Raw genomic sequence first — 24,302 nt, 5'->3', positions numbered from 1 at the left:
CCAGAAGCCGTGAGTTCCTTTGCAGAGAACTTACGCGCCGTGTCCAGGGGTTACCGACCCCGGACACATCAAACTCCCAGAACTTCGCGCAGCCATCCATGAACTTGGACATCCGGCCCGCCCGCATCAGCGATCTAGAAGCGCTGGTGCGCCTCGACACCGTGGCCGCGCACGATGCGCGCCGCGCGGTGCAGATCAAAGGCTGGATCGAAGATCGCTTCTGCCACGTGATCGAGGTGGATGGCGAGATCGCCGCCTACGGCGTGCTGCACCACCACTTCTTCGACTGCGGCTTCATCGAAATGCTGATGGTCGGCGAGCCATTTCGCCGCAAGCGGCTCGGCCTGCGGCTCGTCGATCACTTCCAGTCGATCTGCGAACGCCCCAAGCTTTTCACTTCCACGAACCGCTACAACGAGGCGATGCAATCGCTGCTGAAAGAAGCCGGGTTCAGGGAGAGCGGCCACATCGAGAACCTCGATGCGGACGACCCCGAGCAGGTGTTCTTCTGGCCGTGCGCGCGCTCGCGCTGAGCGCGCCTTCCGTCAAAGCCCCAGCCGTTGGATCGCGCCGCGCGCCGCAGCCGCGCCGCTGGCCATCGCCGCCGTGAGCAGGTAGCCGCCGGTCGGCGCTTCCCAGTCGAGCATCTCCCCGGCCGCGAACACGCCAGGAAGTGCCGTCGCCATCAGCGCCGGATCGAGCGCGTCGAAGCGCACGCCGCCCGCGGTGCTGATCGCCTCGTCGACCGGCCGCGTCGCGACCAGCTTCAGCGGCACCGCCTTGATGGTGGCCGCCAGTTGCGCCGGGTCCTGCATCGCTTCCTTGCTCAGCGCTTCGTGCAGCACGCCCGCCTTGATGCCCTCGATGCCGAGACGGCTCTTGAGGTGGCTGCTCAGCGAGCGAGCGCCGCGTGGATGCTTCACCGCGGCGAGCACCTGTTCGGCGCTGCGGTCGGGCAGCAGGTCGAGCAGCAGCGTCGCACTGCCGTTCGCGGCAATCTCGTCGCGCAGCAGCGCCGACGCCGCGTAGACCAGGCTGCCTTCGATGCCGGTGGCCGTAGCAACGAACTCGCCCTTGCGCCCGAAGTGCCGCCCCTGGCTGTCGGTGAAGGCGATCGCGACCGACTTGAAGGGCTGCCCCGCGAAGCGGCTCGAAAAATGCTCGCTCCAGCCTGCGCCGTCGAAGCCGCAATTGGCCGGCAGCAGCGGCGCCACCGCCACGCCCTGCGCTTGCAGCCACGGCGCCCACGCCCCGTCGGAGCCCAGGCGCGCCCAGCTCGCGCCGCCCAGGGCCAGCACCACGGCATCGGCCTTGGCGGTGACCTCGCCCGCCGGCGTCGCGAAGCGCAGCGCATTCGCATCGAAGGCCCCGTCACCCACCCAGCGATGACGCATGTGGAACTGCACGCCCGCGGCGCGCAGGCGATGCAGCCAGGCGCGCAGCAAGGGCGCGGCCTTCATGTCGGTCGGGAACACACGACCCGAGGTGCCCACGAAGGTCTCGATGCCCAGTCCGGCCGCCCACTCGCGCGCCTGCTGCGGACCGAAGGCCGCGAGCAGCGGCTCGAGCTGCGCGCGGCGCTCGCCGAAGCGGGTCACGAACACATCGAAAGGCTCGGAGTGCGTGAGGTTGAGGCCGCCGCGGCCGGCCAGCAAAAACTTGCGGCCCACCGAGGGCATCGCGTCGTACACGTGCACCTGCGCGCCGGACGCGCTCAGCACTTCGGCCGCCATCAGGCCGGCAGGTCCGCCGCCGATGACGGCGACGGTAGAGGAAACAGTCATTCGAGATTCACCAGTTCGCCCTGCCCGGTCAGGAACGCGGCGCGCACCGTGGCACCGGGGTAGGCATGTTGCACGGCAGCGCGGTAGCGCTGCATCTGTGCGATCAGGGCCGCGTCCCGTTCGGGGCGCGCGGCCGATTTGTAGTCGAGGATCCACCATGCGCCGGTGGCGCGCTCGCGCACCAGCCGGTCGATGCGCAAGGTATCGCCCTCGTGGACCAGCGTGACTTCATTGCCATGCCAGTCGATGCTGCGATCGTCCCACACCCAGGCACCGGCGCCCGCGCGGATGCGCTGGGCCAGCGCCGCGGCGCCACGTGCCTGCTGCGGATCGAGCATGAATTCGCGCGCGGCCGCCCGCACATGGGCCGGTGGCAGCGCCTCGCCGGGCACCGCCCATTCGAGCAGCCGGTGCATGGCCTGGCCGAACGCGGCGGCGCGCGCGTCGACCGTGGCGTCTTGTACCTTTTTCTTTTCGGGCTGCGCACCGGTTGCAGCCACGAGCGGCGCGGGCAGGCGCTTCATCGCGAAGGTGCCCACCCCGGTCTCGCCGGCGGCAGACGCTTCGACCAGCGGCTCGTCGGCCTCGGTCGGCTCGCACAACGGCTCCAGCCGCGCCCACCAGCTGCCCTCGTTGGCGCGCGACGGCTTCACCGACGACAGCACCAGCCGCTCGCGGGCCCGCGTGGTCGCCACGTAGAGCCCGTTGAGTTCTTCGCGGTGACGCGCGCGCTGCTCCTCCTCGAGCAACGCGGCGGCGCATGCTGGTGGCGTCTTCTCGCTGGCCAGGAACACGAAGCGCGTCGGCGCGCTGTCGCTGCCCTTCCATTCGACCAGCACGCCCATGGTCTGCGCGCGCGGCGGCGGGGCATCGCAGTCGAGCATCAGCACGGTGTCGGCCTCCAAGCCCTTGGCACCGTGCACGGTCAGCAGCTGCACCGCCTCGGGCGCGGCCACGGTGGGCGCGCGCACGCCGCCCGCGCGCAAGGCGCGCACCAACGCGTAAGGCGTGGCGAAGCGCGCACCGTCGATGTCGAGCGAAGCGGCGACCAGCCCGCGCAGGTTGGCCAGCGCGCTCTGGCGCAAGGCCGCCGGCACCGCGGCGCCGAACTTCGCGAGCACGTCGCCGTCGTGAAAGATCGCGTCCAGCGCGTCGTGCGGCGGCATCGCCATCAGCCAGCGCTGCCAGCGGCGCAGCTGCACGCCCGCCTCGGTCAGCACGGGCGGCAGGCCTTCGCCCTTCTGGATCAGCGAGAACCAGCTGGCGACCGGCGTCTCGCGCTGGCAGCGCGCCAGCTGCACCAGCGTGTCGTCGTCGATGCCGAACAGCGGCGACTTGAGCGCGCGCGCCAGCGACAGGTCGTGCGCGGGCGACACCAGCGCATCGAGCAGCGCGACCACGTCCTGCACCTCGGGCGCATCGTTCAGGTCGTTCTTCTCGGGCTGCTGCACGGGAATGTGGCGGCGGCGCAGCGCGTCCTGCATGGCCGACAGCCGGCTGCGGCGGCGCGCCAGCACCATGATCTGGCGCGGCGGCGTGCCGTCGGCGATGCGCTGCGCGACCCAGCGCGCGGCCTGCTCGCACTCCTTCTGCAGCAGCTGCTCTTCGGGCAGCACGCGCGGCGTGACGAGGCTGTCGCGCCAGTGCAGCATGCCGTCGTCGGCCGGCGCGGCGGCCACGGTGGTGTCGAGCGCGTCGCGGTCGATGGCGGGCAGCTTCAGCAGCTCGCCATCGTCGCCGCGCTCGGTGGTGTGGGCGCGGTAGCCGTCGAACTCGCCGGCCGCCTGCGCGGCCAGCATCGCGCTGTTGACGAGGCCCACCACAGCACGCGCGTTGCGGTGCGTGTGGTCGCAGTTGAGCAGTTCGCCGCCGAGCCCTTCACGCACGAACTTCTTGGCGGCGATGAACACCTGCGGCTCGGCGCGGCGGAAACGGTAGATGCTCTGCTTGGGGTCGCCCACGATGAACACGCGCGGCGCACTGCCGCCCGCGCCGGTGTAGGCACTGAGCCAGCCGTAGAGCGCCTGCCACTGCAGCGGGTTGGTGTCCTGGAACTCGTCGATCAGCAGGTGTGCGACGCGCGCGTCGAGCCGCTCCTGCACCCAGCCCGACAACGCCGACTGGCCCAAGAGCAGCTGCGCCGCCTGCTCGACGTCGTTCATGTCGACCCAGCCGTGCGCGCGCTTGACCTCGCCGAAGGCGGTGATCAGCAGGTGCGTGAGCCGCGTCATGCGCTGCTGGTAGAGCCAGGCCGCGTGCTGGGCCTGCGCGGCGCACAGCAGCTGCAGCTCGGTCTCGGCCTCTTGCGCGGCGGGGAATTTCTGCAGGTTCTTGGTGAGCCGGTCTTCGCTGGCGACGAAGAAGGTCTTTCGCAGCACCGCGAGCGCATCGGCCAGCGCCTCGGGCGCGCCGGTGCCGAACACGTCGATGATGGCTTCGGCCGCCTTCTGCGGTGTCTTGTTGGCTTCGCGGCCGAGGGCGGCGGCGCGGTCGAGCCAGCGGCGGCGCACGGCCTCGCCGCACAGCGCGTCGGTCGGCACCTCCAGCCCCTGCAGGGCCGGGTACAGCACGTCGAACGGCGTCACGGCATCCTGGGGATCGGACAGCGAGAACTCGACCCGCTTCGACAGCGCCTCGCCCAGCGCCTTCGCCGTCTGCGAGCGGCCGTGCGTGGCGACGACGGCGTAGTAGTCGGCCAGCGCGCGCGCATCGCCGGTCACGGCCTCGAAGAACGGACGCCAGGTGTGGTTGCGCGCCTCGGCATCGTCTTCGAGCAGCTCGTAGTTCGCGGGCAGCCCCAGCTCGCGCAGCACGGCGAGCGGCGCGTTGCGCAGCAGGCCCGCGAACCATGCGTGGAAGGTGCGGAACTGCACCGGGCGCCCACCTTCGAGCAGGCGCCGGTAGAGCCCCTGCAGGCGCGGCACGGCCGCCTGCGCGGCCTCGGGCGTCATGCCGCGCATCACGAGCTCGCGCTGCGACGCGGCCGGATCGAGCTCGGCGAACAGCGCGAGCCACTGGTCGAGCCGCTCACGCATTTCGCCGGCGGCCTTCTTCGTGAAGGTGATGGCCAGGATCTCGTGCGGCTCGCAGGCTGAATCGCCCTCTTCGAGTAGCGCGCGCACGATGCGCGACACCAGCATCCAGGTCTTGCCGGCGCCCGCGCAGGCTTCGACCGCGACCGAGCGCCGCGGATCGCAGGCGACGGTGTAGAAGGCCTCGCGCGCGACGTGCCGGCCGTTGTGTTCGTAGGCTGCGCCGTTCATGGCGAGACCTCCCAGAAATCCTTGCGGCACAAGCCGCGTGCAGCGCAGAAATCGCAGACGCTGCCCTCGCCCAGCGGCGGCAGCGGCGCGCCCTGCGCGATGCGCGCGAAGTCGTCGATGATGCCGGCCACCAGCGCATCGCGCGCCTCGACCACGGCCGGCTGCTCGACAGTCCGCGTGCCCGACGACTTCTCGCCGACATTGACGTAAGCCGCGCGCAGGGTGTCGTCGGCGACCAACGCCGCGTAGAAGGCAAGCTGCGTGTCCTCGGTCGGATTTTCCACGCGCTCCTTGGTGACGGAGGCGGTCTCGGTCTTGTAGTCGATCACGAAGGGCTGGCCGTCTGCCGTGCGATCGACGCGGTCGAGCCGGCCGACCAGCCGCAGGGTGCCCAGGGGCTGTTCCTTCCAGGGCTCGGCCTCGACGAAGACCGCCCCGTCCGCTTCATGCTTCACGAGCCAGTCGAGATACCCGTCGCGCACCGCCGGCCACGCGGCGGCGAAGGGCAGGAACTCGGCGTCGGAGTAGCCGAGCGTCTGCGTGACATCGCGCGCGGTGTCGGCGAGCAGCGCGGCGCGCGCCTGCGCATCGCTTATCGGTGCGTCGCGCAGGGTCTCGTGGAACTGGCCGAGCACCGCGTGCAGCCAGTTGCCGAAGTCGCGCTTGTCGACCTCGGCATCGAGCTCGTCGGCGGTGCGCAGGCCCAGCTGGCGCAGCGCGAAGAAGCGATAGGGACAGCGGCGCAGGTCTTCGTAGACGCTGGTCGACACGTTGGTGAGCGGCAGCAGCGCGCCCGAGGGCGTGGGCCGCAGGGTCGGCGTGATGGCGACGTCGCGCGGCGTGCGTGGATCGACGCCCGGCTGCAGCGCGTGGGCGAGTTGCAGGGCCTGCACCAGCGGGCTCGGCCGCACGGGCTCGCCGCTGGCGTCGGAATGGCGCCAGACCAGGTCGCAGTTCGGGTTGCGCGTGGCCATGGCCCAGGCCGCGCGCTGCGCGGTCTCCAGCACCTCGCGCGAGGCCAGCCCCAGGTCGAGGCGCTGCGCCGCACTCCAGTTGCCCGGCGGCTCGGGCGACGCGGGCATGCGGCGGTCGTCGCAGCCGGGAATGACGACGGCGCCGAAGACGCGGCCCAGCAACTGGTACATCGGCAGCACGGAGACCTTGGGCGCCTCGTCGCCGGCGGGCGGCACGAAGCTGGCGTCTTCGAGCACGTCGCGCGCCCAGGCCGTGAACTCGGCGAGGCTGTGGCGCCCGCCGGGGAACTCGTCTTCCTCGCCGTGCGCGTCGGCATCGAGCCAGAGGGCGGCGATCACCTTGGCGCCCGCGAAGTCGGCGGCGAGCGCGTCCCACTGCTCGCCGGCCGTCAACAGCTCGCGCAGCGCGCGGTGCCACTCGGCCAGGGAGCGCGTGCGCGCCATCGGGGCGCGGCGGGTTTCGATGGTGACGGTGAACGTGCGTAGGCCTTCGTCCTGCGGCTTGTCGCTGCGCGCGATCAACGCGCACCAGGCCTGCCAGTCGCGCACGCCTTCGCGCCGCAGGCGCATTTCGAGCGACTGCACGGCGAACCCATCGACCTCGGCGCCGCTCTTGAGCCATTCGAGCACCTGGTCGGTGGCGGTGTCGTGCGCGCAGGCGCGCAAGGCACTCATCAGCGTGGCGGCGGCACGCGTGGTGGACAGCTTCCAGCCGGTTTCGTCGTGCGTGACGATGCCCTGGGTGCTCAGCTGCGCACTGATGCGGCGGGTGAGCGCGCGGTCGGTGGCGACGAGCGCGACCGGCGCGCGGCCCTCGGCCAGATGCTGCAGCACGCAGGCGGCGGCCAGCTGGGCCTCGTCCTCGGGGTCGAGCGCCACGTGCGCGTGGGCCGCAGACGGCGGGGCATCGGCGGGCACGAGCGGAATGCGGATCGCGCGGTCGCCCCACAGCGCGCACAGGGCCTGCGTGAGCGGATCGGTCTGGAAGCCCTCGAGCACGATCAGCGCATCGACCTGCGTGCGCGCCGCGTCGCGCAGCAGCACATCGGTCGCGTAGCCCGAGTTCGCGGCCCAGGCCACGGCGACGCGGATCAGCGCGCTCTCGATGCGGAACCACTCCGACTCGCTGCCGGCATCGGCCACCTTGGACGCCCCTTCGGCCCAGTCGCTGCTGCGCACGTCAGGCGCCACGGCGGATGCCAGCGGCGCCAGCTGGTAGGCCAGCTCGACCACGCGCCCCGCGAGCGCGAAGCGTTCGGCCTGGAAGCCCGATTGCGCGAGCAGGCCCTGGGCCGTGACCAGGTCGCGCGCCATGTCGAAGGCGATGTCGTAGCCGGATGGCAGGAAGCCGCCCGCGCTGCGCGCCCAGTTGTGCGTGGTCTCGAAGCGCGGCACGAAGCCCGGGCTGCCGCAGCGCGCCCACATGCCGCGCGCGACCGCCATCAGCTGCGCGTACGGCACCAGCACCACGGTGCGCGCCGCATGCAGCTGCCGTTCGCCGAGCGCGCGCACGATCCGCGCGACGACGCCGTCGGCGGGATCGCACCACAGGGCCTGGACGGGGTGGCCTTCGTTCATGTTCTATCGAGGGGGTTGAGGGGGTCGGCGGCAGGGCCGCAAAGGGCTTTGGCTATCGCCGCCATAGCCGGGCCGCATGGCACGTCACCCCTTGGTTTCTGTCACAATGACCAGCACTTTAGCTGCACCGAAACTCTCTCTGCGCACAAGGACACATCACATGGCCAGCGAACTGATCAAACACATCTCCGATTCTTCCTTCGAGGCCGACGTGCTCAAGTCCAGCCAGCCGGTTCTGGTCGACTACTGGGCCGAATGGTGCGGTCCCTGCAAGATGATCGCCCCGATCCTGGACGAAGTCTCGGCCACCTACGAAGGCAAGCTGCAGATCGCCAAGCTCAACGTCGACGAGAACCGCGACATCCCCGCCAAGTTCGGCATTCGCGGCATCCCCACGCTGATGCTGTTCAAGGACGGCCAGCTGGCCGCCACCAAGGTCGGCGCCATGAGCAAGGCGCAACTCACGGCCTTCATCGACCAGCAACTCGCCTGATGCATTTCTTCCGGCCAGCGCGCAATGCGTTGGCCGGGGCGATTTTCCTGTCATAATCGCCCTCAGTTCACCGGGCCTTTCATCAGGCAACCGGTTCGAGTTCCCCGGTTCGTGAGGCAGTTCTTGCCCCACATCAAACCTCCCCCCGTTCCCGATTCGATTACCCCTCCAGGGGTCGTTCCATGCACTTAAACGAACTCAAGGCACTCCACGTGTCTGAAGTCTTCAAGCAGGCTGAGGCGCTTGAGATCGAAAACATCGGCCGCATGCGCAAGCAAGAGCTGATGTTCGCGATCATCAAGAAGCGCGCCAAGGCCGGCGAACAGGTCTTCGCCGACGGTGTGCTCGAAATCCTGCCCGACGGCTTCGGCTTCCTGCGCAGCCCGGACACCAGCTTCACGGCCAGCACCGACGACATCTACATCTCGCCCAGCCAGGTGCGGCGCTTCAACCTGCACACCGGCGACATGATCGAAGGTGAAGTGCGCACGCCCAAGGACGGCGAGCGCTACTTCGCACTGACCAAGCTGGACAAGGTCAACGACGGCGCACCCGAAGCCAACAAGCACAAGGTGATGTTCGAGAACCTGACGCCGCTGTTCCCCAAGGAACAGATGAAGCTGGAACGCGAAGGCGTCAAGGGCGAAGAGAACCTCACCGGCCGCATCATCGACATCATCGCCCCCATCGGCAAAGGCCAGCGCGCCCTGCTCGTGGCACCGCCCAAGAGCGGCAAGACGGTGATGATGCAGCACATCGCCCACGCGATCAGCGCCAACTACCCCGACGTGCACATGATGGTGCTGCTCGTGGACGAGCGCCCTGAAGAAGTGACCGAAATGCAGCGCACGGTGAAGGGCGAAGTCATTGCTTCGACCTTCGACGAGCCCGCAGCGCGCCACGTGCACGTCGCCGAAATGGTGATCGAGCGCGCCAAGCGCCTGGTCGAACTCAAGAAGGACGTGGTGATCCTGCTGGACTCGATCACGCGTCTGGCCCGCGCCTACAACAACGTCGTGCCCTCGTCGGGCAAGGTGCTGACCGGTGGTGTCGATTCGAACGCGCTGCAGCGTCCCAAGCGCTTCCTGGGCGCCGCGCGCAACGTGGAAGAAGGCGGCTCGTTGACCATCATCGGCACCGCGCTGATCGACACCGGCAGCCGCATGGACGAAGTGATCTTCGAAGAGTTCAAGGGCACCGGCAACTCCGAAATCCATCTGGACCGCCGCCTGTACGAAAAGCGCGTGTTCCCGTCGATCCAGCTCAACCGCAGCGGCACGCGCCGCGAAGAACTGCTGCTGGCCCCCGAGATCCTGCAGAAGACCCGCATCCTGCGTCAGCTCATGTACAACATGGACGAGATCGAGTCGATGGAGCTGATGCTCAAGAACATGAAGGCGACCAAGACCAATGTCGAGTTCTTCGACATGATGCGTCGCGGCGGCTGAGCTTCAGGCTCTTCCGCAAAAGCGCGTTGGCCCCACGGGTCAACGCGCTTTTTTCATGGGCGCTCGATGCGGATGGCGCGGCCTTCGGCGGCGCTCTGGCGGCCGATGTCGAGCAGCTCCATCAGTGCGACGGCCTGCGCGGGTGGCACGGGATTGGGCCCCTTGCCGAGAATCGCATCGCGGACCGCGGCGTAGTAGTCGGCGTAGTTGCCGGCCTGCGTCGGCACCGCGCGAAAGTGCGGTGCGCCGTCGCTGCCCGTCAGCGTGAGTTCGCCATCGAGTGGATCGGCGCCCCACCCTTCGGCCGGCGGTCGCTGGCCGGCGCGCAGCGCGTCTTCCTGCGTGTCGACGCCGTGCTTGACGTAACTGCCGCGCGTGCCGTGCACGATGTAGCGCGGCGCCGCATGGGCCGCGAGCGTCGTGGCGTGCAGCACCAGGCGCAGCGGCGCATGGGGGCAGCTCTCGTAGCGTAGCACGGCGTGGAAATAGTCTTCGACCCGCGCGCCATCGCGCAGGGCGGCTGTGTCGAGCTGCAGCGTGTCGGGTCGGCCGAAAAGCTGCACGGCCTGGTCGAGCAGGTGCGAACCCAGGTCCACCCACAGGCCCGCGCCCGGCACAGGCTGCTCCCGCCAGCGCTCGCGGACCTCGGGACGGAAGCGGTCGAAATGCGATTCCAGATACACCGGGCGCCCCAGATCGCCAGACGCCAGGACCTGCTGGAGCGTCAGGAAATCGGCGTCGAAACGCCGGTTCTGATAGACCGAGAGCACGCGATTGTTGTGCGCAGACAACAATTCGAGATCCCGCGCTTCGGCCACATCGAGCGTGAACGGCTTGTCGACGACCACGTGCTTGCCCGCCTCCAGCGCCGCCTTGGCAACCGGATGGTGCTGGGCGTTGGGCGTCGCCACCACCACGAGGTCGATGTCCGCCCGGGCCACCAGCGCCGCCACGTCGGGCACCACGGACACGCCGGGCCAGTCGGCGTGCACCTTGTGCGGCTGCGAGCTCGCCACGGCCGCCAGTTCGAGTCCCGGAACGGCCGAGAGCACCGGCGCATGGAAGGTCTGGCCGGCGAAACCGTAGCCGACAAGGCCGGCGCGAAGGGGTGTGGAAGTCATGGGAGGGCCCGGTTTGCTCGCAATTGGGGCAGTATGCGATAATCATGGGCTCCGCGAAAAGTGCGGCTGGGCACGTCGCCCGGCTTCCTTGGCCTTCACTTCACGTCAAGACCTCAGGGCGGCGCGCCAGATTGCTGGCACGCTGGTGGCTCTCGCATCGACCGCGCATTGATTCCAACAGCGCAAAAGGAAACACCATGGCAAAAGAAGGCATCCACCCGAATTACCGCGAAGTCCTGTTCGTCGACATGTCGAACGGCTTCAAGTTCGTGACCCGTTCGTGCGCGAACACCAAGGAAATGGGCAAGACCGACGACGGCCGCGAGCTGCCCCTGTTCAAGCTCGACACCACCAGCGAATCGCACCCCTTCTACACCGGCACGCAAAAGTCGGTGGACAACATGGGCGGTCGCGTCGAGAAGTTCCGCAACCGCTTCGGCAAGACCGCTGCCAAGTAATCAGGCACGCGCTCTGGCGTCGAGGGCAGCCCGGTTTACCGCGCTGCCCTTTTTCTTTCCAATCACCCCTTCGCCTCTTCCGCCTCGCCCTTGAACCAGCCGACCCCCGCGATCGTTGCCCAGAATGCCGTACGCCGGCTGCCGCGCGTCGCGTTGCTGCTGCTGTGCGCGGCCTACCTGCTGCCGGGCCTGCTCGGCCGGGGCCCCTGGAAGAGCGCCGACATCACGGCCTTCGGCTACATGGCCGAACTGGCCCGCAGCACCGAGGGCATCGCCCGCTGGTTCGACCCGCTGCTGCTGGGCATGCGCCCCGAGACCCCCGCGCTGATCCCCTACTGGATCGGCGCCTGGGCGATCCAGCTTGCCCCCTCGTGGGTCAACCCCGACCTGGCCGTGCGCTTCGTGTTCGCGCTGATGCTGTGGGGCACCTTCACCGCGACCTGGTACGCCGTCTACTACCTCGCCCGCACGCCGCGCGCCCAGCCCGTGGCCTTTGCCTTCGGCGGCGAGGCGCGCCCCACCGACTACGCCCGCGCCATCGCCGACGGCGGCCTGCTGGCGCTGATCGCTTCGCTGGGCCTGGCCCAGCTGGGGCATGAAACCACGCCCGCGCTGGCGCAGCTGTACTTCGCCTCGCACCTGTTCTACGGCGTGGCCGCACTGCCCTACCGCCGCGTCGGCCCGGTGATCGCGCTCGTGGTCGGCACCCTCGGCATGACGCTGAGCGGCGGGCCGACGGTCGGCCTTGCGCTGGCGATCGGCAGCGCGGTGTACATGGTCTACGAGCGCCGCCAGCGCGCCGCCCGCGAAGCGGAAGGCTACAGCGACGACGAGAGCCCCGGCTTCACCCTGCCCGCCCTGCTGACGATGGTCGGCATCACCGTGCTGGCCGCCGCGCTGGTCTTCGGCCTGGGCCTGGCGCAATGGAAGATCACGCTGGGCCACTCGTTGCTGTCCGACGTGCGCAGCCAGGCCAAGCTGCTGCTGTGGTTCACCTGGCCGGTCTGGCCGCTCGCGATCTGGACGCTCTGGCGCTGGCGCCGCCAGTGGCTCGAGCGCCACGTCGCGCTGCCGCTGTGGTTCGCGCTGGTGCCGCTGGCCGCCACCTGGACCACCGACTTCTCCGACCGCTCCCTGCTGCTGGCCCTGCCCGCCTTCGCCACGCTGGCGGCCTTTGCGCTGCCGACCTTCCGGCGCAGCGCCGCGGCGCTGATCGACTGGTTCAACGTGCTGTTCTTCAGTGGCTTGGCCGTGCTCGGCTGGATGTACTGGATCGCCATGCTGACCGGCGCGCCGCGCAAGCCGGCCGCCAGCGTGGCGCGGCTGGTGCCGGGCTTCGTGGCCGAGTTCTCGCCGGTCGCCTTCGTGCTCGCCCTGGCCGCCACGCTGGCCTGGTGCTGGCTGGTGCGCTGGCGCACCGGGCGCCATCGCGCCGCGCTCTGGAAGACGCTGGTGCTGCCGGCCGGCGGCACCGCGCTGTGCTGGATGCTGCTGATGACGCTGTGGCTGCCGTCCATCGACTACGCGCGCAGCTACGTCCCGCAGGTGCGCGCCGTGACCGAGCGCATCGGCCACCCGCGCTGCGTCGCCGAGCTGGCGCTGAGCCGGCCGCACGTCGCGGCGCTGCGCCACCACGGCAACCTCAACCTGCAGCCGCTGCTGCTGGGCAACGACTGCCCGTGGCTGCTCGTGAGCCCCGACACCATCGAGCGGCTGCACACCATCATCCCGCTGGAACAGTGGCGCTTCAGCGGCACCCTGCGCCGTCCCAGCAGCCCCGCGGACGACCTGCTGCTCTACGAAAAGATCGTGCGCTGACCCGTGAGCAGCAGCACGCACGGGAACGAACGCGGACTCATCGCACGGCACGCCGGCACGGTGCTGATCGGCCAGCTGGCCGTGATGGCCTTCGGCGTGGCCGACACCATCATCGCGGGCCGTTATTCCGAAGGCGCGCTGGCCGCGCTGTCGGTGGGCGCCGCCATCTTCGTCAGCGTGTATGTCTCGCTGATGGGCGTGCTGCAGGCGCTGCTGCCGGTGTGGGCCGAACTGCACGGCGCCAACCGGGGCAGCGAGATCGGCCGCTCGGTGCGCCAGTCGCTCTACCTCGCAGCCATCGCCGTCGTGATCGGCATGACCGTGCTGCTGCTGCCCGGTGCCGCGCTGCGCTGGACCCAGGTACCAGCGGACATGCGCGGCGAGGTCGAGGCCTACCTCGCGGTGCTGGCCTTTGCGCTGGCGCCCGCCCTGCTCTTTCGCCTCTTCAGCACGCTGAACCAGAGCCTGGGCAAGCCCAAGCTCGTGACCTGGCTGCAGCTGGCCTCGCTGCTCGTGAAGCTGCCGCTGTCGGTCTGGTTCACTTTCGGTGGTGCCGGCCTGCCGGCGATGGGGCTGGTGGGTTGCGCCTGGGCCACGCTGTGCGTGAACTGGGCCATGCTGGGCTGCGCGGTCTGGCTGCTGCGCCACGGCGCGTTCTACCGCGGCTACCAGCTGTGGGAGCGCATCGAGGCGCCCGACTGGCGCCAGATCCGCCTGTTCGCGCGGCTGGGCGTGCCCGGCGGCCTCGCGGTGCTGGTGGAAGTGACCTCGTTCACGCTGATGGCGCTCTTCATCGCGCGCCTGGGCACCGCGGCAGCGGCTGCGCACCAGATCGCATCGAACCTGCTGGCCGTGGCCTACATGACGCCGCTGTCGCTCGCCATCGCGACCAGTGCGCGCGTGAGCTTCTGGCTCGGCGCTGGCGACACCGCCCGGGCACGCCATGCCTGCCGGCTGGGCTTCGAGCTCACGGCGCTGTTCGCGCTGCTCTATGCAGGCGCCATGGCCGCGTTTCGCACGCAGCTCGCCAACGTGTATTCCGACAACCCCGCCGTGATCGCGATGGCGGCGGCGCTGCTGGTCACGGTGGCGCTGTATCACATCGCCGATGCCTTCCAGACGCTGTGCGTCTTCGTGCTGCGCTGCTACCGCGTGACGCTGGCGCCGCTGGTCATCTACTGCGCGATGCTCTGGGGCATGGGCCTGGGCGGCAGCTACCTGCTGGCCTACCGCGGCCTGGGGCCGTGGCCGGCCATGCAGTCGCCGCTGGCGTTCTGGCTCATGAGCGCCGCGGCGCTGGCGCTCACGGCGCTGTTGTTCGTCGCGCTGCTGCGCTGGACGATGAAGGCGCGGGCCCGCTGAGGGCCACGCGGCTTGCTTACTTGCTCATCACGCGCGCTTCGCGCACGCGCGTCGCCGGGAACAGCAACGCGAAGCGGCTGCCCTTGCCCACCGTGCTTTCGATCCGCAGCTCGGTTCCGTGGCGCTGCGCGATGTGCTTCACGATCGCCAGCCCCAGTCCCGTGCCGCCGGTCTCGCGCGAGCGGCTGCGGTCGATGCGATAGAAGCGCTCAGTGAGCCGCGGAATGTGCTCGGCGGCAATGCCCGGGCCCGTGTCGCGCACGGCGTATTCACCGCGCCCGTCGGGCAGCACCCGCCAAGTCACCACCACCTCGCCGCCGCCGGGCGTGTAGCGGATGGCGTTGCTCACGAGGTTCGACATCGCGCTCTGCAACTCGGTCGGCGCGCCCGACAGCTCGGACTCGGCCTCCGACGTGAACGTCAGCCGGTGCCCTTGCGGCGTGAGCCGACCCGACAGGCCGCGTCCTTCGTCTTCGCACTGCGCCAGCAGCGCGCGCATGCGCACCCACTGGTTGCCCGACGGCGCCGCACTGCCCTCGAGGCGCGACAGCGTCAGCAGGTCGTTCACCAGCGTTTCCATGCGGTGCGACTGCTGCCCCATCAGCGACAGATAGCGCGTGCGTTCGTCGGCGTCCAGCGGCAGGTTCTGCAGCGTCTCGACAAAGCCCGCCAGCACCGTGAGCGGCGTGCGGATCTCGTGCGACACGTTGGCCACGAAGTCGCGCCGCATCGCCTCGGCCTGCTCCAGCGCCGTGATGTCGCGCGTGAGCAGCATGCGCCGGTTGCCGGCGTAGGGATGCACCTGCACCGACAACCGCACCGGATGGCCGCGATGCTGTGCATGCACGAGACCGGGCGCATCGATGACGACGTCGCGGCTGTAGTTCCACGAGGCCAGGTAGGCCACGAACGCCGGATCGCGCACGAGGTTCGCCAGATGCTGCAGCAGGTCGCGCTCGGCATCGATGCCGAACTGCCCCGCCGCCGTCTGGTTGCACCACTCGATGCGGCCCTGCTCGTCGAGCAGCACCACGCCGTTGGGCGACGCCTGGATGGCGGCCAGGAACTCCTGCAGCCGGTCTTCGGCCTGCCGGGTCTGTTGTTCGCGCTCGCGCAGCAGCTTGCGGATGCGCTCCGAGAGCTCGCCCCACACGCCCGGCCCGCGCGACGGCAGCCCGGCCGCGTCGTTGCGCAGCACGCGCAGCAGGCGTTCGGCGCGCCAGGCATCGAAGCCCAGCCAGAGCACCGCGCCCAGCCAGGCACCCAGCCAGCCGTACTTCCAGCCAAAAAGGCCGACAGCGCCCGCCGCAATTACGAGGGACGCTATTAAAAAAGTAGCAATACGGAAAGGCATGGCGGGCGATTATCCGCGCCCGCCGCCGAGGCTCACGGCGCTGCTCACACCGTGACTTGGGCCGTCAGCCGGTAACCCGCTCCGCGAACGGTTTCCACCATCGGCGCGGCCACGCCCAGCGACTCGCGCAGGCGCTTGACGTGCACGTCGACCGTGCGTTCCTCGATGTAGACGTGGTCGCCCCACACCTTGTCCAGCAGCTGCGCGCGGCTGTGCACGCGCTCGGCATGCTGCATCAGGTAGGCCAGCAGCTTGAACTCGGTCGGGCCGACCTTCAGTGCCCCGCCCTGCCAAGTGACGCGGTGGGTGGAGGTGTCGAGGGCCAGTTCACCGATCTCGACGCGCTCGGTCACCACCTCGGGGGCGCGGCGGCGCAGCACGGCGCGGATGCGCGCCAGCATTTCCTGGGTGGAGAACGGCTTGGTGATGTAGTCGTCGGCACCGGCATCAAGGCCGGCGACCTTGTCGGGCTCGTCGCCGCGCGCCGTGAGCATCAGGATCGGGATGGCCTTGGTGCGCGGGTCTTTGCGCCATTGGCGCGCGAGCTGCAGGCCGCTCTGGCCCGGCAGCATCCAGTCGAGCAGGATCAGGTCCGGCAGGAAGGCGTCGATTTCGCGCTGGGCGGCGGCGCCGTCTTCGGACCAGATCGGCTCGAAGCCGTTGTGGCGCAGGTTGACGGCGATCAGCTCGGCGATCGAGGATTCGTCTTCGACGATCAGGACTCTTGGTTTCTTCATGCGTTATGGGGAGTCTTTGCGGCGACGGTCGTCACTGCAATGCCGACTCGATTTCCTCCATCGAAGTGTGCCGCACATCGGCGCCCTTGACGATGTAGATGATGAACTCGGCGATGTTCTTGGCGTGGTCGCCGATGCGTTCGATGGCCTTGGCCAGGAACAGCAGGTCCAGGCTGGCGGAGATGGTGCGCGGGTCTTCCATCATGTAGGTGACCAGCTTGCGCACGAAGCCGTCGAACTCCTTGTCGATGAGGTCGTCGTCTTTCAGGATCGACAGCGCGGCGGCCGTGTCCAGGCGCGCGAAGGCGTCCAGCGCGGTGCGCAGCAGGTTCGAGGCCAGGTCGGCGGCAATGCGCAGCTCGGTGGTGGGCAGCTGGCGGGCCGATCCGCTCTCGATGATCGACTTGACCATGCGCGCGATCTTGTTGGCCTCGTCGCCCACGCGCTCCAGGTTGGCGGTGGTCTTGCTGATGGCGATCAAGAGGCGCAGGTCGCGCGCCGTGGGCTGGCGACGGGCAATGATCGACGACAGCTCGCGGTCGATCTCGATCTCCATCGCGTTGACGCGATGCTCGGTCTCCATCACGCGGTCGGCGGCTTCGGCGTCGAACTGCAGCAGGGCGTACACGGCCTGGTGGATCTGCGACTCGACCATGCCGCCGAGCTCCATCACGCGCGACGAGACGCCGTTGAGTTCGCTGTCGAACTGGCTGGAAAGGTGTTTCTCGGTCATGGTGTTTCCTTTGACTTCAACCGAAGCGGCCGGTGATGTAGTCCTCGGTCTCCTTGCGCTGCGGCTTGAAGAACATCTGTTCGGTGGCACCGAACTCGATCAGGTCGCCGAGGTACATGTAGGCGGTGTAGTCGCTGCAGCGGGCAGCTTGCTGCATGTTGTGGGTCACGATGACCACGGTGTACTCGTTTTTCAGCTCGGCAATCAACTCTTCGATCTTCGCGGTCGAGATCGGGTCGAGTGCGGAGCACGGTTCGTCGAGCAGCAGCACTTCGGGCTTGATCGCGATGCCGCGTGCGATGCACAGGCGCTGCTGCTGGCCGCCGGAGAGGCCCGAGCCGCTTTGCTGCAGCTTGTCGCGCACTTCGGTCCACAGCGCGGCCTTCTTCAGGGCCCACTCGACGCGGTCGTCCATTTCGCTGGCCGACAGATTTTCGAACAGCTTCACACCGAAGGCGATGTTGTCGTAGATCGACATCGGGAACGGCGTGGGCTTCTGAAAGACCATGCCGACCTTGGCGCGGATCAGTGCCACGTCCTGCTTGGACGTGAGCAGGTTCTCGCCGTCCAGCGCAATGGTGCCTTCGGCGCGCTGCTCGGGGTACAGCTCGAACATGCGGTTGAAGGTGCGCAGCAGGGTCGACTTGCCGCAGCCCGACGGGCCGATGAAGGCCGTGACCTTGTTCTCGGGGATCTCGAGGTTGATGCCCTTGAGCGCGTGGAACTTGCCGTAGTAGAAGTTCAGGTCCTTGACCGAAATCTTCGAGCGCGACGGTTGTTGTTGTGCGACGGTGTTTGGCATGTTGGCGCCTTCTTGATTTAGTGTTTGTTGCGCGTCAGCACGCGCGCCAGGATGTTGAGGGCAAGCACGGCGACGGTGATCAGGAACACACCGGCCCAGGCCAGTTGTTGCCAGTTCTCGTACGGGCTCATGGCGAACTTGAAGATCGTGACCGGCAGGCTGGCCATCGGCTGGCTCACGTCGGCGGTCCAGAACTGGTTGTTCAGCGCGGTGAAGAGCAGCGGCGCGGTTTCGCCGGCGATGCGGGCCACGGCCAGCAGCACGCCCGTGACCACACCGGCGCGCGCGGCGCGCAGCGTGATGCTCAGAATGACCTTCCACTTCGGCGTGCCCAGTGCGTAGGCCGCTTCGCGCAGGCCCGGCGGCACCAGCTGCAGCATGTTCTCGGTGGTGCGGATCACCACCGGAATCACGATGAGCGCCAGCGACAGCGCGCCGGCCAGGCCCGAGAAGGTCTTGAAGTAGGCCACCACCACGGCGTAGACGAACAGGCCGATCACGATCGAGGGTGCCGACAGCAGGATGTCGTTGACGAAGCGCGTGACCGATGCGAGCAAGCCCTTGGGGTTGTACTCGGCCAGGTAGATGCCGGCCATGATGCCGATGGGCGTGCCCACGAAGGTCGCCAGCATCACCATCACGAACGAACCGAAGATGGCGTTGGCGATACCGCCCGCCTCGTTCGGCGGCGGCGTCATCTCGGTGAAGGTGGCGAGCGCGAGGCCGCCCACGCCCTGGCGCAGCGTTTCCCACAGGATCCACACGAGCCAGAACACGCCGAACGCCATCGCGGCGAGCGACAGCGTGAGGGCGATCTTGTTGACGCGGTTGCGCGCGGCGAACTTCGCCTGGCGCGTCTCTGCCAGTGTCTTGGCGTTGATCAGGTTTTGCGCGGTGCTCACGACTTGGTTCCTTCGCTCTTCTTCATCTGGGCCAGCAGCATCTTCGAGAGCGACAGCACGACGAAGGTGATGAAGAACAGCACGAGGCCGAGGTACATCAGCGCAGCCTGGTGCAGGCCCGCGCCGGCTTCGGCGAATTCATTGGCCAGTGCCGAGGTGATGCTGTTGGCCGCCTCGAACACCGACAGGGAGTTGAGCTGGTTCATGTTGCCGATCACGAACGTGACGGCCATGGTCTCGCCCAGTGCGCGGCCGAGGCCGAGCATGATGCCGCCGATCACGCCGGCCTTGGTGTAGGGCAGCACGACCTTGGAGACGACTTCCCAGGTGGTGGAGCCCAGGCCGTAGGCCGACTCCTTGAGCAGCGCGGGCGTCACTTCGAACACGTCGCGCATCACCGAGGCGATGAACGGAATGATCATGATCGCCAGGATGATGCCGGCCGACAGAATGCCGATGCCCACGGGCGGGCCGGACACCAGCGCACCGAGGTACGGCACGCCGGCCAGCAGCTTTTGCAGCGGCTGCTGCACCCAGGTGGAAAGAATGGGGCCGAAGACCAGCAGGCCCCACATGCCGTACACGATGGACGGCACGGCAGCCAGCAGTTCAATGGCGGTGCCCAGCGGGCGCTTGAGCCAGTTGGGCGAGAGTTCGGTCAGGAACAGCGCGATGCCGAAGCTCACCGGCACGGCGATCACCAGCGCGATGAACGAGGTGGCCAGCGTGCCGTAGATCATCACGAGGCCGCCGTACTCGTCCTTCACCGGGTCCCACACGCTGCTCGTGAGGAAGCCGAGGCCGTACTTCGAAATGGCGGGCCAAGCGCCGGCAACCAGCGACAGCAGGATGCCGATCAGCATCGCGAGCGTCAGCAGCGCGGCGCCCTTGGCGGCCCAGCCGAAGAGGCGGTCGGCCATGGGGCCGGAACGTGCCGCCTTGACGGGCGGCGGAGGAGCGGCGGAGGTGCGCGCGCGCTCGGCCGCGAGGTCGAGGGAGGCGGCAGCAGCGGGGAAGGTGGATGACACGGGTCGCTCCGGCAAAGACGAAAGCGGCGCGTCCTGGAGCGAAGAGTTGCTCATGGGCGCGCCGTCCTGGAGGGTGGATGAAGGGTTGCTTCTTACTTGAACGCGACCGGCTTGCCCGATGCGTCCTTCACTTCACCCCATGCCTTGGCAATGGTGGCCTTCACGGCGTCGGGCATCGGCACGTAGTCCAGCTCGTCGGCCGTCTTGTCGCCGCCCTTGTAGGCCCAGTCGAAGAACTTCAGCACGGTGGTGGCGCTGGCGGGCTTGTCCTGCACCTTGTGCATCAGGATGAAGGTGGCGCCGGTGATGGGCCACGAATCCTTGCCGGCCTGGTTGGTCAGCACCTGGTAGAAGCTCTTGTTCCAGTCGGCACCGGCGGCGGCGGCCTTGAAGGCGCTGTCGTCAGGAGACACGAACGTGCCCGCTGCGTTCTGCAGTTGGGCGTAGGTCATCTTGTTCTGCTTGACGTAGGCGTATTCGACGTAGCCGATCGAGTTGGGCAGGCGGTTCACGAAAGCAGCGACGCCTTCGTTGCCCTTGCCGCCCGCACCGGTGGGCCAGTTCACGGCCGTGCCTTCGCCGACCTTCGACTTCCACTCGGCGTTGACCTTGCTCAGGTAGTTGGTGAACAGGAAGCTGGTGCCCGAACCGTCGGCGCGGCGAACCGGGGCGATGGCGGCGTCAGGCAGGGCCAGCGACGCGTTCAGAGCCTTGATGGCGGGGTCGTTCCACTTGGTGATCTTGCCCAGGTAGATGTCGCCCAGCACCTGGCCGTTGAGCTTCAGCTCGCCCGGCTTGATGCCGGGAATGTTCACCACGGGGATCACGCCGCCGATGACGGTGGGGAACTGCATCAGGCCCTTGGCTTGCAGTTCGTCGTCCTTCAGGGGAGCGTCCGAAGCGCCGAAGTCGACGGTCTTGGCTTCGATCTGCTTCAGGCCGGCACCCGAGCCGACCGACTGGTAGTTGATCTTGACGCCGGTGGCCTTGTTGAAGTCGGAAGCCCACTTGGCGTACAGCGGTGCGGGGAAGCTGGCGCCGGCGCCGGTCACGTCTTGTGCGAAGGCGGAAATGGAGAACAGCGCGGTCACGAGGCCGGCGGTTGCAAATTTGAACGTCGTTTTCATAAAGCTTCCTTGAGAAGTAAGAAGTAGTCCCTTTGGGGGCTCGAACGGACTCTAAAAAGCTTTTGTGACATCGATGTGACACCCCTTCTGTCGAGGGAAAATGCCGCTGCGCCACCCCTGCTGTGTGTGACGCTGTCACACAACCGTCATTCACCCCGCCTAACCTCCAGCCCTCGCCGTGACGTGACTTGGGAGGCGGCGCCTGCTGTCACGGCGCTACGATCAGAGAACCGCCCTCTTCACTACAACATGCAAAACGGCACCCGCCTCGCGGCGGTCGATCTCGGCTCGAACAGCTTCAGGCTGGAAATCGGCCAGGTCGACCACGGACAGATCCACCGCACCGAGTACCTCAAGGAAACCGTGCGCCAGGGCAACGGCCTGGACAGCGCCCGCAACCTCACGACCGAAGCCATGCAGCGCGGCTGGGACGCCCTCGCCCGCTTCGGCGAGCGGCTGGCCGGCTTCAAGCGCTCGCAGGTGCGCGCCGTGGCCACCCAGACCCTGCGCGAAGCGCGCAACCGCGAGGAGTTCCTGTTGCGCGCGCGCACCATCCTGGGCTTCGGCATCGACGTGATCCCGGGCCGGGAAGAAGCCCGCCTGATCTACCAGGGCGTGGCGCACCACCTGCCGCACACCGACGCGTCCGACCAGGAGCGCCGCCTCGTCATCGACATCGGCGGGCGCTCCACCGAAATGATCATCGGCCACGCCCTCGAGGCCGAGCGCATGGAGTCGTACCGCGTGGGCAGCGTCGCCTGGTCGATGAAGCATTTCGGCGAAGGCCAGTTCACCGCCCCCGCCTTCCGCGCCGCCGAAGTCGCGGCCAAGGCCGTGCTGGACGACGCGCTCTCCAGCTACACGCGCGACCAGTGGGACGTGGCCTACGGCGCCTCCGGCACCATCGGCGCGGTGGGCGACGTGCTCGCCGCAGCCGGCGGCGAGGCCGGCCTGGTCACCCGCGACGGCCTCGACTGGCTGCTCGACCGCCTGCTCAAGGCCGGCAGCATCGACAAGCTGCGCATCGACGGCATGCGCGAAGACCGCAAGGCCGTGATCGGCGGCGGCCTGAGCGTGCTGCGCGCGGTGTTCGATCTGCTCGACATCCAGGAAATGAAGGTCGCCCAGGGCGCCCTGCGCCACGGCGTGCTCTACGAACTGCTCGAACGCGACGAGAGCGTGGCCGACATGCGCAGCGCCACCGTGGCGCGGCTCGCCACCCGCTTCGCGGTCGACCCGGCGCAAGCCAAGCGCGTGAGCGACACCGCCGCCGCGCTGTTCGTGCAGCTGGCCCCCGCCGCGCGCGGCGGCAGCACCTCGAGCCGCGCCGGCCGCGCACTGCGCAAGCTCGGCTGGGCCGCGCAGCTGCACGAGATCGGCGCGCTGGTCTCGCACAGCGACTACCACAAGCACGGCGCCTACATCCTCGACAACACCGACGCGCCGGGCTTTGCAGTGAACGAACTGCATGCCCTCGGCCAGCTGGTGCTGGGCCAGCGCGGCAAGCTGCGCAAGCTCGAAGCCTCGCTGGACGACGAGACCTTCGTGATGCAGCTGCTGGCGCTGCGCCTGGCGGTGATCCTGTGCCACGCGCGCCGCGACCCCGAGCCGCAGGCGCTGAACCTCGCGGCACTCGGTGCCAGGGCCTTCACGATCGCCTGCGCGCCCGACTGGGCCGAGATGTACCCGCAGTCGGCGCACCTCCTGCGCGAGGAAGTGCTGGCCTGGCAAAAGACCGGCAACTGGCGCGTGGAACTCAGCGGCGCCTGAGCCGCTTCACTTCGTGTCGATGCCGGCCGTCTGCGTGACTGCCGCAGCGCTGGCCTTGCGCGGCTCGTCTTCCCCGAACAGGCTGACATAGGCCGGCTGCACGATCTGGTCAAGCCCGCGCTTCAACCCTTCGCGAGCACCTGCGGTGTCCTTGAGCAGGCCGTCGTACAGGAGATAGGTCGGCTCGCTCAGGTCGGCGACCTGCAAGGTCTGGCCCACGACGGACTGCTTCTCGTCCCTCAGCAACTGCTCCACCCAGACGTACGGCTTGAAGCTCGATGTCGCATCGGCCGCGCCATAGGACGTCGTGATCCGCAAGATCAATGTGCTGTAGCCGGGCGTGGGCTGGAGTTCCTGCACCTGCATCTGCGCGTGCTCTCCGGTCGCACGGAAGAAAGGCGTCAGCTTCACCTCGCGGCCACTGTCCCGCAGGCGCGCCGCCAGCCGCTCTGCGAACTGCCTGTTGAGCCCCATGGTCACTCCGCTGTTCTTCACTGCGGCCGTGAACTCCTTGCTGCGCTGGTCGGTCCGGGCGGCCATCGTCAGTCGGCTGTTGGTATCGACGGAGATGGCCACCAGCGCAGCGAGGGGTCCCAGAAACCCTGCGAAGCCCGTCAGCCCCGACCCGCCGCCATCCGTGACGATCAGTTGGTCTTCCTGGTTGTAGATGAGCTCGACCTTCTCGATCGACCGGGCGACATCGTGACGGGTCGGCGGCACAGGCGCGGCGGTGTTCGTCGCACACCCCGACAGCAGGGCTGCGGCAACAAGCAGAAAAAACAGCGCCTTCAACCGCACGTCCGCGTCTGCACGCAGCATGTTCATGAAGCTTCCTGGCAGTGTGTTGAGCGGTTTCATGCGTCTTCCCCAGTGATGTGGTCGACCGGCACCGCTTCTTTCCCGCATCGGCGTCAAAAGCACGCTGCCGTGGAGTCACACTGTAGAAATTGCGCCGCGCGCGCGCATGAGTGCTTCGCCCCTTTTTCCGGGAGACAAGCGCCCTGCCACCTCTGCCCGCGACCGTGACAAAGCGCCTGTCCGCCAGCGTCAGGCGGGGTTCGCGGCGAAGGACGGCTTTGACAGCTAGAGAAGCTCGGGCGCCTGCACCGTCACCACGACGGTCTGCACGTCGCCGTCGCGCTCGCGGGTGCGGATCCACCACAGCGAGCCCTTGCGCACCGGGCAGCTGTCCTGCTTCAGGCCCAGCAGCATCGAGATGGCCTGGCCCAGCGAGGGCTGGTGGCCGATCACCAGCACCACCGACTTGCCGTTGGGCCAGCCCGTGGCGGCCAGCAGTGCATCGGGGGTGGTGTCGGGCGACAGCTCTGAGCGCAGCTTGTACTTGCGGCCCAGCGCGAGCGCGGTCTGCTCGCAGCGGCGCGCCGGGCTGCACACGATGCGCGTGCCGTCGGGCAGTTGCCGGTCGAGCCAGGTGGCCATGCGCTTGGCCTGCTTTTCGCCGCGCGGGGTGAGCGAGCGCTGCATGTCGTCACACCCTTCGGTCCAGTCCTCGGCTTCGGCGTGACGCCAGAAGATCAAGTCCATGCTCA

The 24,302-nt window shown here is 68.4% G+C and carries 20 protein-coding genes; 7 read left to right on the top strand and 13 right to left on the bottom strand.

The genetic code is table 11. The features are described 5' to 3' along the window. Window positions 1-98 precede the first annotated feature (98 nt). Window positions 99-533, top strand: coding sequence for a GNAT family N-acetyltransferase (locus AC1RGU_RS16895; RefSeq protein WP_492696936.1), 435 nt, complete (start codon window positions 99-101; stop codon window positions 531-533). Between the two features lie 12 nt (window positions 534-545). On the opposite strand, the gene AC1RGU_RS16890 is transcribed toward AC1RGU_RS16895, so the two are convergent. Genes AC1RGU_RS16890 through AC1RGU_RS16880 form a run of 3 tightly spaced genes read right to left on the bottom strand, consistent with a single transcriptional unit; the run spans window position 546 to window position 7,599 of the window. After that, a complete protein-coding gene (locus tag AC1RGU_RS16890; RefSeq protein WP_492696935.1) occupies window positions 546-1,784 on the bottom strand; it encodes a TIGR03862 family flavoprotein in 1,239 nt (412 codons plus the stop codon). Then, window positions 1,781-5,047: a UvrD-helicase domain-containing protein gene (locus AC1RGU_RS16885; RefSeq protein ID WP_492696934.1), complete on the bottom strand. Its 3,267-nt coding sequence runs from the start codon at window positions 5,045-5,047 to the stop codon at window positions 1,781-1,783. The genes AC1RGU_RS16890 and AC1RGU_RS16885 overlap by 4 nt, the downstream gene beginning before the upstream one ends. After that, window positions 5,044-7,599 (bottom strand): PD-(D/E)XK nuclease family protein, encoded by a 2,556-nt coding sequence (locus tag AC1RGU_RS16880; RefSeq protein WP_492696933.1) that lies wholly within the window; start codon window positions 7,597-7,599, stop codon window positions 5,044-5,046. The genes AC1RGU_RS16885 and AC1RGU_RS16880 overlap by 4 nt, the downstream gene beginning before the upstream one ends. A 160-nt stretch (window positions 7,600-7,759) precedes the next feature. Between AC1RGU_RS16880 and trxA the strand changes: the two genes are divergently transcribed. Both trxA and rho read left to right on the top strand, forming a co-directional pair. Then, on the top strand, window positions 7,760-8,092 hold the full coding sequence (gene trxA / locus AC1RGU_RS16875) for a thioredoxin TrxA (RefSeq protein WP_042578306.1): 333 nt from the start codon (window positions 7,760-7,762) through the stop codon (window positions 8,090-8,092). Between the two features lie 182 nt (window positions 8,093-8,274). Further along, on the top strand, window positions 8,275-9,540 hold the full coding sequence (gene rho, locus AC1RGU_RS16870; RefSeq protein WP_062473130.1) for a transcription termination factor Rho: 1,266 nt from the start codon (window positions 8,275-8,277) through the stop codon (window positions 9,538-9,540). Window positions 9,541-9,593: 53 nt separating this feature from the next. Here rho and AC1RGU_RS16865 read toward each other — a convergent pair whose 3' ends face one another. After that, complete coding sequence (locus AC1RGU_RS16865; protein WP_492696932.1) at window positions 9,594-10,661, bottom strand: oxidoreductase; 1,068 nt, start codon at window positions 10,659-10,661, stop codon at window positions 9,594-9,596. 197 nt (window positions 10,662-10,858) lie between these two features. Between AC1RGU_RS16865 and AC1RGU_RS16860 the strand changes: the two genes are divergently transcribed. The 3 genes from AC1RGU_RS16860 (at window position 10,859) to AC1RGU_RS16850 (ending at window position 14,299) form a co-directional block, all read left to right on the top strand. Next, the gene (locus AC1RGU_RS16860) at window positions 10,859-11,119 is read left to right on the top strand and encodes a type B 50S ribosomal protein L31 (protein ID WP_056580149.1); all 261 of its coding nucleotides are present in this window, start codon (window positions 10,859-10,861) and stop codon (window positions 11,117-11,119) included. Window positions 11,120-11,209: 90 nt separating this feature from the next. Next, window positions 11,210-12,937, top strand: coding sequence for a hypothetical protein (locus AC1RGU_RS16855; protein ID WP_369646811.1), 1,728 nt, complete (start codon window positions 11,210-11,212; stop codon window positions 12,935-12,937). Window positions 12,938-12,940: 3 nt separating this feature from the next. Continuing rightward, a complete protein-coding gene (locus tag AC1RGU_RS16850; protein ID WP_492696931.1) occupies window positions 12,941-14,299 on the top strand; it encodes an MATE family efflux transporter in 1,359 nt (452 codons plus the stop codon). Window positions 14,300-14,315: 16 nt separating this feature from the next. Here the strand turns inward: AC1RGU_RS16850 and phoR are convergent, their stop codons facing one another. The 7 genes from phoR to pstS are packed head-to-tail and all read right to left on the bottom strand — an operon-like array spanning window position 14,316 to window position 20,982. Continuing rightward, a complete protein-coding gene (gene phoR, locus AC1RGU_RS16845; RefSeq protein ID WP_174254361.1) occupies window positions 14,316-15,653 on the bottom strand; it encodes a phosphate regulon sensor histidine kinase PhoR in 1,338 nt (445 codons plus the stop codon). Between the two features lie 44 nt (window positions 15,654-15,697). Continuing rightward, window positions 15,698-16,390 (bottom strand): phosphate regulon transcriptional regulator PhoB, encoded by a 693-nt coding sequence (gene phoB / locus AC1RGU_RS16840; protein ID WP_062473140.1) that lies wholly within the window; start codon window positions 16,388-16,390, stop codon window positions 15,698-15,700. A 31-nt stretch (window positions 16,391-16,421) separates the two neighbouring features. Continuing rightward, complete coding sequence (gene phoU / locus AC1RGU_RS16835; RefSeq protein ID WP_062473142.1) at window positions 16,422-17,123, bottom strand: phosphate signaling complex protein PhoU; 702 nt, start codon at window positions 17,121-17,123, stop codon at window positions 16,422-16,424. A 16-nt stretch (window positions 17,124-17,139) separates the two neighbouring features. Further along, complete coding sequence (pstB, locus tag AC1RGU_RS16830; protein WP_056580144.1) at window positions 17,140-17,925, bottom strand: phosphate ABC transporter ATP-binding protein PstB; 786 nt, start codon at window positions 17,923-17,925, stop codon at window positions 17,140-17,142. 17 nt (window positions 17,926-17,942) lie between these two features. Further along, complete coding sequence (pstA, locus tag AC1RGU_RS16825) at window positions 17,943-18,827, bottom strand: phosphate ABC transporter permease PstA (RefSeq protein ID WP_082818044.1); 885 nt, start codon at window positions 18,825-18,827, stop codon at window positions 17,943-17,945. Further along, window positions 18,824-19,909, bottom strand: a complete 1,086-nt coding sequence (gene pstC / locus AC1RGU_RS16820) for a phosphate ABC transporter permease subunit PstC (RefSeq protein ID WP_095745556.1) — start codon at window positions 19,907-19,909, stop codon at window positions 18,824-18,826. Before pstC ends, pstA begins: the two co-directional genes overlap by 4 nt. Before the next feature lie 38 nt (window positions 19,910-19,947). Continuing rightward, window positions 19,948-20,982, bottom strand: a complete 1,035-nt coding sequence (pstS, locus tag AC1RGU_RS16815; RefSeq protein WP_062473144.1) for a phosphate ABC transporter substrate-binding protein PstS — start codon at window positions 20,980-20,982, stop codon at window positions 19,948-19,950. A 249-nt stretch (window positions 20,983-21,231) separates the two neighbouring features. Between pstS and AC1RGU_RS16810 the strand changes: the two genes are divergently transcribed. Continuing rightward, the gene (locus AC1RGU_RS16810; protein ID WP_062473146.1) at window positions 21,232-22,752 is read left to right on the top strand and encodes a Ppx/GppA phosphatase family protein; all 1,521 of its coding nucleotides are present in this window, start codon (window positions 21,232-21,234) and stop codon (window positions 22,750-22,752) included. A 6-nt stretch (window positions 22,753-22,758) separates the two neighbouring features. Here AC1RGU_RS16810 and AC1RGU_RS16805 read toward each other — a convergent pair whose 3' ends face one another. Then, window positions 22,759-23,610: a hypothetical protein gene (locus tag AC1RGU_RS16805; protein ID WP_492696930.1), complete on the bottom strand. Its 852-nt coding sequence runs from the start codon at window positions 23,608-23,610 to the stop codon at window positions 22,759-22,761. A gap of 225 nt (window positions 23,611-23,835) precedes the next feature. After that, on the bottom strand, window positions 23,836-24,297 hold the full coding sequence (locus tag AC1RGU_RS16800; protein WP_062473174.1) for a SixA phosphatase family protein: 462 nt from the start codon (window positions 24,295-24,297) through the stop codon (window positions 23,836-23,838). Between the last annotated feature and the right edge of the window lie 5 nt (window positions 24,298-24,302).

Source organism: Variovorax sp. GW823-FHT02B07 (genome assembly GCF_058797695.1).
The sequence above is the reverse complement of the archived record's forward strand: the minus strand, read 5'-3'. Positions and strand labels throughout refer to the sequence as shown.

Excerpts from the sequence above, each read along its gene's own strand:
- AC1RGU_RS16895 (WP_492696936.1), top strand. The coding sequence starts at position 99 with ATGAACTTGGACATCCGGCCCGCCCGCATCAGCGATCTAGAAGCGCTG.
- AC1RGU_RS16890 (WP_492696935.1), bottom strand. The coding sequence starts at position 1,784 with ATGACTGTTTCCTCTACCGTCGCCGTCATCGGCGGCGGACCTGCCGGC.
- AC1RGU_RS16885 (WP_492696934.1), bottom strand. The coding sequence starts at position 5,047 with ATGAACGGCGCAGCCTACGAACACAACGGCCGGCACGTCGCGCGCGAG.
- AC1RGU_RS16880 (WP_492696933.1), bottom strand. The coding sequence starts at position 7,599 with ATGAACGAAGGCCACCCCGTCCAGGCCCTGTGGTGCGATCCCGCCGAC.
- trxA (WP_042578306.1), top strand. The coding sequence starts at position 7,760 with ATGGCCAGCGAACTGATCAAACACATCTCCGATTCTTCCTTCGAGGCC.
- rho (WP_062473130.1), top strand. The coding sequence starts at position 8,275 with ATGCACTTAAACGAACTCAAGGCACTCCACGTGTCTGAAGTCTTCAAG.
- AC1RGU_RS16865 (WP_492696932.1), bottom strand. The coding sequence starts at position 10,661 with ATGACTTCCACACCCCTTCGCGCCGGCCTTGTCGGCTACGGTTTCGCC.
- AC1RGU_RS16860 (WP_056580149.1), top strand. The coding sequence starts at position 10,859 with ATGGCAAAAGAAGGCATCCACCCGAATTACCGCGAAGTCCTGTTCGTC.
- phoR (WP_174254361.1), bottom strand. The coding sequence starts at position 15,653 with ATGCCTTTCCGTATTGCTACTTTTTTAATAGCGTCCCTCGTAATTGCG.
- phoB (WP_062473140.1), bottom strand. The coding sequence starts at position 16,390 with ATGAAGAAACCAAGAGTCCTGATCGTCGAAGACGAATCCTCGATCGCC.
- phoU (WP_062473142.1), bottom strand. The coding sequence starts at position 17,123 with ATGACCGAGAAACACCTTTCCAGCCAGTTCGACAGCGAACTCAACGGC.
- pstB (WP_056580144.1), bottom strand. The coding sequence starts at position 17,925 with ATGCCAAACACCGTCGCACAACAACAACCGTCGCGCTCGAAGATTTCG.
- pstC (WP_095745556.1), bottom strand. The coding sequence starts at position 19,909 with ATGAGCAACTCTTCGCTCCAGGACGCGCCGCTTTCGTCTTTGCCGGAG.
- pstS (WP_062473144.1), bottom strand. The coding sequence starts at position 20,982 with ATGAAAACGACGTTCAAATTTGCAACCGCCGGCCTCGTGACCGCGCTG.
- AC1RGU_RS16810 (WP_062473146.1), top strand. The coding sequence starts at position 21,232 with ATGCAAAACGGCACCCGCCTCGCGGCGGTCGATCTCGGCTCGAACAGC.
- AC1RGU_RS16805 (WP_492696930.1), bottom strand. The coding sequence starts at position 23,610 with ATGAAACCGCTCAACACACTGCCAGGAAGCTTCATGAACATGCTGCGT.
- AC1RGU_RS16800 (WP_062473174.1), bottom strand. The coding sequence starts at position 24,297 with ATGGACTTGATCTTCTGGCGTCACGCCGAAGCCGAGGACTGGACCGAA.